Source organism: Desulfonatronospira sp. (assembly GCA_003563255.1).
Classification (GTDB): domain Bacteria; phylum Desulfobacterota; class Desulfovibrionia; order Desulfovibrionales; family Desulfonatronovibrionaceae; genus Desulfonatronospira.
Window position 1 is genome coordinate 1 of sequence record PWSL01000047.1, and the last position, 7,990, is coordinate 7,990.

Genomic DNA, 7,990 nt, shown 5'->3' on the forward strand with positions numbered 1-7,990 from the left:
GACAGGCACTCCGGGACCCACTTGAGCATCATTTTGTGCTCAAAATGACTCGATTTCTGGGACAAGTGGGTCCCGGAAGAGCCAGTCCCCATGCCACATGCAAAGCGCTAAACAGATACCATTTTAGTAAAAACAGCAGCTACTTTCAAATTCAATCAGCCCTCCTGAGAATATTTTATCCGCCATGGGGGCAAGGAAAGATAATGTTCGGCAAAAGCCTCAACCTGTTCAAGATATTCGGTTTTCAGATCAAGGTGGATGTCAGTTGGCTGGTAATCGCCGTACTGGTAACCTGGTCCCTGGCAGTGGGATTCTTTCCCCATTTCATTGAAGACTTAAGTCCTCTGGGTTACTGGATACTTGGCGGTATTGGGGCCCTGGGGCTTTTTTTCTCAATTTTGTTTCACGAATTCTGGCACTCCTTGGTGGCCCGCAATTACGGGGTGCCCATCCGGGGCATCACTTTGTTTATCTTCGGCGGCGTGGCCGAGATGGAGGATGACCCCCAGAGTCCCAAGAGTGAGTTCTGGATAGCCATCGCCGGACCTCTAGCCAGCCTGTTTCTGGCTCTGGTCTTCTTTGTCCTGCACAATGCGGCTCAGTTTATGGGATGGGGCCCTGCCGGGATCATCGTTTTCATGTACCTGGCGCTTATCAACACCATCCTGGCTGTTTTCAACCTGATCCCCGCCTTTCCCATGGACGGCGGGCGGATATTAAGGGCTGTTCTCTGGAAATGGAAGGGGGACCAGCGCTGGGCAACCCGTATTGCAGCCAATATGGGTTCCATGTTCGGCCTGGTGCTCATAGGTATTGGAATTTTGAACATGCTCACCGGAAACCTTGTAGGAGGGCTGTGGTATTTTGTCATCGGGATATTTATCCGGTATGTGGCTCAGAACGCTTACCGGCAGATGATGATAAAAAGCGCTGTGGCCGGTGTCAGAGTCAGGTCTCTCATGAAGAAACCGGTTTACGTTTCACCGGATATAACACTCGCCGGGCTTGTTGAAGATTATATTTACCAGTACCACTTCAAAATGTTTCCAGTTCTGGACCGGGGGCACCTTCTGGGTTGCATAACCACCAGGCAGGTGGGAGGCATTGACCGGCATCTGTGGGGCACTACACTGGTTCGCCATGTGTACACCCCCTGCTCAAACAGCAACACTATCCATCCCAACACCGATATCCTGTATGCCCTGAACAGGATGAACCAGGAAGGGCAGAGCAGGATGATGGTGGTTGAAAACGGTGTTCTGCTGGGAATGATTTCTCTGAAAGATATTATGGGGTATCTTTCAGCCAGAATGGAGATTGAGGGAGACCGCAGCTTTTCCGATTGAACCGCCGGTTTGATCAGTAAGACGGTCCGGCAGCCGGGAAGACGGCCTGTGTTCCCCTGGTCCATGCTTTGACGGGCTGGCCCATATCGTGTGCCAGTTTTTTGACGATGACGTATTCCGGGGACTGGGGCATCCAGGTTCGGCGGGTAACAAGAACGAAATCCCTGTCTCTGGAGTTGTCTATACGGCCTGAATGGGCCATGGACCATACCAGTTCATCAGTTTCCACACAGTAGAGATTCACGGTAAGGGCTATGCTGGTGCTGCCCTGGGAACCGCCGTACAGGTAGTGGTTGACCTGGCCCAGGGCGTACATGTCGGCTCCAGCTTCGCGGGCCATTCTTATGGCGGCGGTTTTTCCTGGAGCGTTCTGCATCTCCCTGTAGGCTATGCCTGGAAACACTTCCTGACCCACCCAGCTTCTCCAGAAAAGATGCCCGATCTTGCGTCCAGTATCCGGCGAACCTCCGGCACGTTCATGGATAAAAAAGGGAAAAAATATGGCTTTGATGTCCTGCTGGCCGAGGCTGACCGGGTAAACAGGAATATCCTGCCGGGCTGTGTCCAGAACAGGGCGTTTGTAGATTGTTACGTGGTCCAGTCTTGGGTCCAGTGTCTGTTCATAATTTTCCTCAACCCATGCGCAGCCTGATATCAGCTGACTAAGAAACAAAATTGTAAAAATAAGAATGGTTGTTTTCATATTTATCATCCTGAATTAATACTACATCTAACGCGGGCTTTGCCCGCAACCCAAAAAACATATGCTCACGCAAAGGCGCAAAGGTCGCCAAGGAAGACAGGATAATTTTTTTCATTTGCCATTCGTTTCTCGTGACAAATGAAAAGGCAGCCTTGTCCAAAACCGTGTCCCGGTTTTGGACAATTGACCTGCTTCGCGTCTTTCACTTTGCGAACTTAGCGTCTTTGCGGTTCAAACTTTCTTGTTTTTTGTGACAGGGTTTCAGGAGTAAGTCAGTAAAGGTGCCTGTCCCCATTAACAGCCCCAAGGCGATATGCAAAGCCATGACAGATACTTTATCGTACTGACTGAACTGTATAGTCAGGATTATTCAAGATTGATGCCAATCCAGGAATGATGAGGCAGGCAAGGTTTATGCCCTGGACCAGGCTTTCCAGGCCCAGTCTGCCAAAAAACCAATGACTATAGGGAAAATCAGGCTGGCGGCCATGCGGCAAAGGGCGAACTTCCAGCCCATAATTGGAGCCTCGTAGATGAGCAGGCGATGAAAGCCCAAAAGAGCCCAGGAGGTGAGAAAGGCCACCAGAGGACCCACACCTGCCCCGGCCTTGAGCAGCACCGCCATCAGTGGAAAAAGGATGAACGGTCCTCCAGGCATTACCGCCCCGGCCAGGGTCCCCAGGGCCAGTCCCCTGAACCCGGATTCCGGTCCCAGTATGTCTGCAAGGAGATCTTTGGGCAGGATCTGTTCCACCATACCGGCCAGGATAAAGGCCACCACCAGTATGGGCAGTATTTTTCCCAGCATTTTCATTCCCTGGACGAATCCTTCATTGACCAGTTGCGGGTCCTTCTTGAATGCGATAATGCTCGCCGCCAGACAGAGAATGAGTATGAACAGAAAGGTTCCTTTCATGATCCTCCCGTTTTAAATTTTAACTGACCTTGAGATGAGCCATGAATTTACAGGAAAAGATGAGTTTGACAAGGAAGATTTTTGAGCAGGCACTTGGTTTAAGTTCTGCTGGAAATATATTCGCCGCCTGGACAGGGGGCAAGGACTCCACGGTGATGCTGCATCAATGGATGCAATTTCTTGGGGAAAGGGATCCCGGGGTGCAGGTGCGGGCATTGAACCTGGATACAGGATATAAATTTCCCGAGGTCCTGGAGTTCAGGGACGAACTGGCCTGGGAATGGAGTATTGAGTTGACGGTGGTTGGTCCGGATTCCAGTGTTATGCAGGAGTTGCAGGAAATTTCAAAAGTGGAGTGCTGCCGTATGCTCAAGGTCAAGCCCCTGCAGGATGCGGTGAAAAAGCACGGAATCAAGGTAATGTTGACCGGCATCCGCAGGGATGAGCACCCTTCCCGGGAAAATACACCGGAGGTGCAGAAAAAAAAGGAGCCGGACTATTATCAGGTCAATCCCATAGCCCACTGGACTGAAATGGATATCTGGTCCTATATCATGCTCAAAGGACTGCCTTACTGCTCTTTATACAATGCCGGATACAGGTCACTGGGGTGCATGCCCTGCACGGTCAAGGGCACGCATATGGATGAGCGTTCCGGGAGGCACCCGGATAAAGAAGAGAGCATGGATCTGCTGCGCAGTATGGGGTATTTTTAGGCAGGGGGCGTGGGGAAGAAGTGTGCAGGTATGGGAGTATGCGAGTGAAAGAATATCCTGAATCCGTGAAAACAGGTTCCGGAATTTGTCAAAAAGGCCGCAAAGACTCACTCCAAGGCAGACTAAATCAAAATCCCGGCCTTGCCTGATCTAATATACTGCAGGGCATTCAAAAAATTTATATAAATTAAATCAGATGGTGAAAGGATTTTGATTAAGTCTGCCTAAGTCGCTCAGACAGTTTGCGGCCTTTTTGTCAAACCCCGGAACCTGTAGGACATTAGTGGCTTACTCCTGAAACCCTGTCATAATAAACAAGAAATTGATATCAGTTAATTGTTAATTGTTGAAGAACAAACGCCAAAATTAACTGCCTTACCCTATTAACAATTAACAAATAACAGATAACTGGGTTTCGGGCGTAGCCCGCTTTGGTCTAAATGGATAAATTTCACGGATTCAGGGAATATAAGAGGGCATTAATATGCAGAGAGGGCGGGGAAAGAGCTGAGGGTGGTGGTCAGGAATTCAGTCGATGGCGTCGAACATGCAATTGTCCAGGCAGAGCATGCATTTGATACATTTTTGAGGATCTATTTCTGCGGGCTGTTTCTTTTTCCAGTGTACCGCCCCGGAAGGACAGTTTTTATGGCAGAGTCCGCAGGAAGTGCATTTATCCGCGTTGACCCGGAATTTTACCAGGGCTGTGCATTTTTTGGCCGGGCACTTCTTGTTCCTGATGTGATCTTCATATTCTTTGGGAAAGTATTTCAGGGTGGAGAGCACCGGGTTGGGTGCGGTCTGGCCCAGACCGCAAAGCGAACTGTCCCGGATGGTGGCCGAGAGGTCTTCGAGTTCCCACAGGTCCTGAATGACTCCATCCCCGGCACGGATACGGTCCAGTATCTCCAGGATGCGCATGGTGCCTTCCCGGCAGGGGGTGCATTTGCCGCAGGACTCCTCCTGCACGAAGTCCATGAAGAACCTGGCCATGTCCACCATGCAGGTTCGCTGATCCATGACGATCATGCCCCCGGAGCCCATGATGGCCCCGGCCCGGCTGATGGCCTCGTAATCTACGGGCAGATCCAGGTATTCCGCCGGCACGCACCCGCCGGACGGCCCTCCCAGTTGCACCGCCTTGAACTTCCGCTTGCCAGGTATGCCCCCCCCGATGTCGTATATTATGCTGCACAGGGAAGTGCCCATGGGCACCTCCACCAGGCCTATGTTGCGCACGTCCCCGGACAGGGCAAACACTTTGGTGCCCTTGCTGTGCTCCGTGCCCACCCCGGCATACCAGTCGCCACCTTCCAGAATTATCAATGGCACATTAGCCAGGGTTTCCACATTGTTGAGCACTGTGGGCCGGTCCCAGAGTCCCTTCTGGGCCGGAAAGGGGGGCCTGGGCCGGGGCATGCCCCGGCCGCCCTCAATGGAGCGCATCAGGGCCGTTTCCTCACCGCAGACAAAGGCCCCGGCACCCTGGTATATTTCCAGGTCAAACTGAAATCCGCTGCCCAGGATATCAGACCCCAGAAGCCCATATTCCCGGGCGCGGTCAATGGCGGTCTGAACCCGCTCCAGGGCCAGAGGGTATTCGGTACGGCAATAGATAAAACCATGACCGGCATTTACGGTCCGGGCGGCAATGAGCATGCCTTCCAGCACCGAGTGGGGGTTGGCCTCCAGGATGCTGCGGTCCATGAAGGCTCCGGGATCGCCTTCATCGGCATTGCATACCACGTATTTGACCGGGCTTTTTTCTTCTGAGGCATATTTCCATTTGAGATGCACGGGAAACCCGGCTCCACCCCGGCCCCGCAGGCCCGACTTGTGCATCTGCTGCAGGATGTCCCCTGGAGTCATTTCCAGTAAAGCCCGGGCAGCAGCGAAATAACCGTCCCTGGCTATGTACTGATCAATGGATTCAGGATCTATGATGCCTCTGTTGCGCAGCACCCAGGGCAACTGGTGCGCGAAGAAGGGGATGTCCTGCTGGCGGGGCAGGATTTGTTTTGAGACCGGGTCTTTATACTGCAGCCGCTGCAGGGGGGTGTTGTTGACCAGCTGTTCCTGGACAAGCTCCGGGATGTCCTGCAGGGTAAGGTTGTGATAAAATATGTCATGCGGCTGGACAACCAGAATAGGTCCCCGGGCACAGAAGCCGTTGCAGCCTGTCTCAACCACGTCCACACTGTCCTGGATGCCCCGGGTGGTGATTTCTTTCTGCAAAGCTTCCTTGATTTCCAGGCTGCCTGTAGACCGGCACCCGGTGCCCCCGCAGAGCATGAGGCAGGTGTTGCGGGTGAATTCCACCCGGTGCCTGTTGGCCTCCCTGATGCTCTGCAGGTCCTGCAGGTTCATCGCAGGCATAATCAGTAATACTCCTGCAGCAGTTTCAGGGCCTGGTCCGGAGTGATGTGGCCGTGGGCGGTCTGGTTTATGTTCATGGCTGGAGCCAGTCCGCAGGCGCCCATGCAGCGCACCGATTCCAGGGTGAACCGGCGGTCCGGTGTGGTTGAGCCGTCCTCCAGGTGATAGGTTTGCTTGAGCCTTCTCATGATCAGGTCGGCTCCCCTGACGTGGCAGGCGGTACCGGTGCATACCCTGATAATATTTCTGCCCCTGGGTTTCATGGAAAACAGAGAATAAAATGAGGCCACCCCGAAGACTTCACTGGCGGGAATATTCAAGCTGTGCGCGATATAATCCAGAAGTTCCACCGGCAGGTAGCCCACCAGATCCTGGCACCGGCGCAGGACCTGGGTTACCGCTCCGGGTACGTCTAGGCACTCCTGGATTACCCGGTCAATGCCCTGCCACATTCCGGGAGTAATATCTCTGTGCGCCGGCCTGAAATAATCTGAGTTGTCTGTATGAAAAATATTCTGCTGCATTTTTTTCAGCCTGTATCCTTACTCATTTATCAATCCACAATTCCAATGCGTACCGCGCAGACCTTGTATTCCGGCACCCCGGCCACGGGATCCAGGACTGGATTGGTCAGGACATTGGCTGCGGCTTCGGCGAAGTGAAAGGGAATAAACACTGTACCCGGCACTGCCGCACTGGATATGCGCACCCTGGTGGTGATCTCCCCCCTGCGGGAGCGCACCGAGACCCGGTCATGGTCTTTAAGTCCGGCCTTATGTGCATCCTGGGGGGATATTTCCAGGCGGCATTCCCGCTCCAGGACGTTCAGACCGCGGATTTTCCGGGTCATGCTGCCGGTATGATAATGATAAAGGCTGCGACCGGTGGTGAGCCACAAGGGAAAAGCCTCATCAATTGCTTCCTCCGGCGGCGTATATTCCACGCACTGAAATCCGGCCCTGCCTGCGGCGAATCCCTGGCTGTGCAGGATGGGGGTGCCGGGATGATCCTGGTGGGGACAGGGCCATTGCAGGCCTTTTTTTTCCAGCCTTGAGTAGTTGATTCCGGCATAAGAAGGCGTAACCGAGGCAATCTCCTGCATGATATCCTGTGGCGACTGGTAGTACATTATACAGCCGAACCTGGAAGCCAGATCCTGGATTATCATCCAGTCCGGCCTGGAATGACCCACAGGTTCTATGGCCTGTCTAACGCGCTGTACCCGTCTTTCGGTATTGGTAAAAGTACCGTCCTTTTCGGCAAAGGAACAGGCCGGCAGAACCACGTCGGCCATGGACGCGGTCTCGGTAAGAAAAATATCCTGCACCACCAGGAACTCAAGGTCTTGCAGGGCCTGGCGGGTGTGCTGGGCATCGGGATCGGATAGAGCAGGGTTTTCGCCGATAACGTACAGGGCCTTTACGGCATTTTCCCCTGAACCGGCAAGCATCCCGGTCAGTTTCAGACCAGGTTTCTCCGGGAGGCTTTTCACATTCCAGGCCCGGGCCATTTTTTCGCGGTTTTCCGGGACCTCCACTTTCTGGTAGCCGCTGTAGACGTCGGGCAGGGCTCCCATGTCGCAGGCTCCCTGGACATTGTTCTGCCCCCGCAGGGGATTTACGCCGCCTCCGGGGATGCCCAGGTTGCCGCAGAGCATGGCCAGATCGGCCAGGGCCATTACATTGCCGGTACCGCTTGTATGCTGGGTGATGCCCATGGTGTACAGTATGGACGCTGCCGGGGCCCGGGCATACATCCTGGCGGCCTTTATCAAGTCTTCCGGAGGGATGCCGGTAATCCCGGCTGCATACTCCGGTGTGTATCTGCTCACGTGTTCCCGGAGCCGGTCAAGTCCGCTGGTGCGGTTGTCCACGAATTCATGGTCCAGAAGGTCTTCATTTATGATTACATGCAGCATGCTGTTTATCCAGGC

General features: G+C 53.6%; 7 protein-coding genes. 2 read left to right on the forward strand and 5 right to left on the reverse strand.

The genetic code is table 11. The features are described from left to right. Positions 1-203: 203 nt before the first annotated feature. The gene (locus QZP87_RS01470) at positions 204-1,346 is read left to right on the forward strand and encodes a site-2 protease family protein (RefSeq protein ID WP_291321150.1); all 1,143 of its coding nucleotides are present in this window, start codon (positions 204-206) and stop codon (positions 1,344-1,346) included. Positions 1,347-1,359: 13 nt separating this feature from the next. On the opposite strand, the gene QZP87_RS01475 is transcribed toward QZP87_RS01470, so the two are convergent. Together QZP87_RS01475 and QZP87_RS01480 are read right to left on the reverse strand one after the other, a co-directional pair. Beyond that, positions 1,360-2,049, reverse strand: coding sequence for a hypothetical protein (locus QZP87_RS01475; RefSeq protein ID WP_291321151.1), 690 nt, complete (start codon positions 2,047-2,049; stop codon positions 1,360-1,362). Between the two features lie 412 nt (positions 2,050-2,461). Continuing rightward, positions 2,462-2,965 (reverse strand): permease, encoded by a 504-nt coding sequence (locus QZP87_RS01480; RefSeq protein ID WP_291321152.1) that lies wholly within the window; start codon positions 2,963-2,965, stop codon positions 2,462-2,464. 65 nt (positions 2,966-3,030) lie between these two features. Here QZP87_RS01480 and QZP87_RS01485 point away from each other — a divergent pair, with 65 nt between their 5' ends. Continuing rightward, positions 3,031-3,681, forward strand: coding sequence for a phosphoadenosine phosphosulfate reductase family protein (locus tag QZP87_RS01485; RefSeq protein WP_291321153.1), 651 nt, complete (start codon positions 3,031-3,033; stop codon positions 3,679-3,681). A gap of 528 nt (positions 3,682-4,209) precedes the next feature. Here the strand turns inward: QZP87_RS01485 and QZP87_RS01490 are convergent. The 3 genes from QZP87_RS01490 to QZP87_RS01500 form a co-directional block, all read right to left on the reverse strand. Then, complete coding sequence (locus tag QZP87_RS01490) at positions 4,210-6,057, reverse strand: NADH-quinone oxidoreductase subunit NuoF (RefSeq protein WP_291321154.1); 1,848 nt, start codon at positions 6,055-6,057, stop codon at positions 4,210-4,212. Between the two features lie 2 nt (positions 6,058-6,059). Then, a complete protein-coding gene (locus QZP87_RS01495; RefSeq protein ID WP_291321155.1) occupies positions 6,060-6,581 on the reverse strand; it encodes an NAD(P)H-dependent oxidoreductase subunit E in 522 nt (173 codons plus the stop codon). 29 nt (positions 6,582-6,610) lie between these two features. Beyond that, the coding region (locus tag QZP87_RS01500; protein WP_291321156.1) for a molybdopterin-dependent oxidoreductase at positions 6,611-7,990 on the reverse strand (1,380 nt) is incomplete at its 5' end.

Excerpts from the sequence above, each read along its gene's own strand:
- QZP87_RS01480 (WP_291321152.1), bottom strand. The coding sequence starts at position 2,965 with ATGAAAGGAACCTTTCTGTTCATACTCATTCTCTGTCTGGCGGCGAGC.
- QZP87_RS01490 (WP_291321154.1), bottom strand. The coding sequence starts at position 6,057 with ATGCCTGCGATGAACCTGCAGGACCTGCAGAGCATCAGGGAGGCCAAC.
- QZP87_RS01470 (WP_291321150.1), top strand. The coding sequence starts at position 204 with ATGTTCGGCAAAAGCCTCAACCTGTTCAAGATATTCGGTTTTCAGATC.
- QZP87_RS01475 (WP_291321151.1), bottom strand. The coding sequence starts at position 2,049 with ATGAAAACAACCATTCTTATTTTTACAATTTTGTTTCTTAGTCAGCTG.
- QZP87_RS01495 (WP_291321155.1), bottom strand. The coding sequence starts at position 6,581 with ATGCAGCAGAATATTTTTCATACAGACAACTCAGATTATTTCAGGCCG.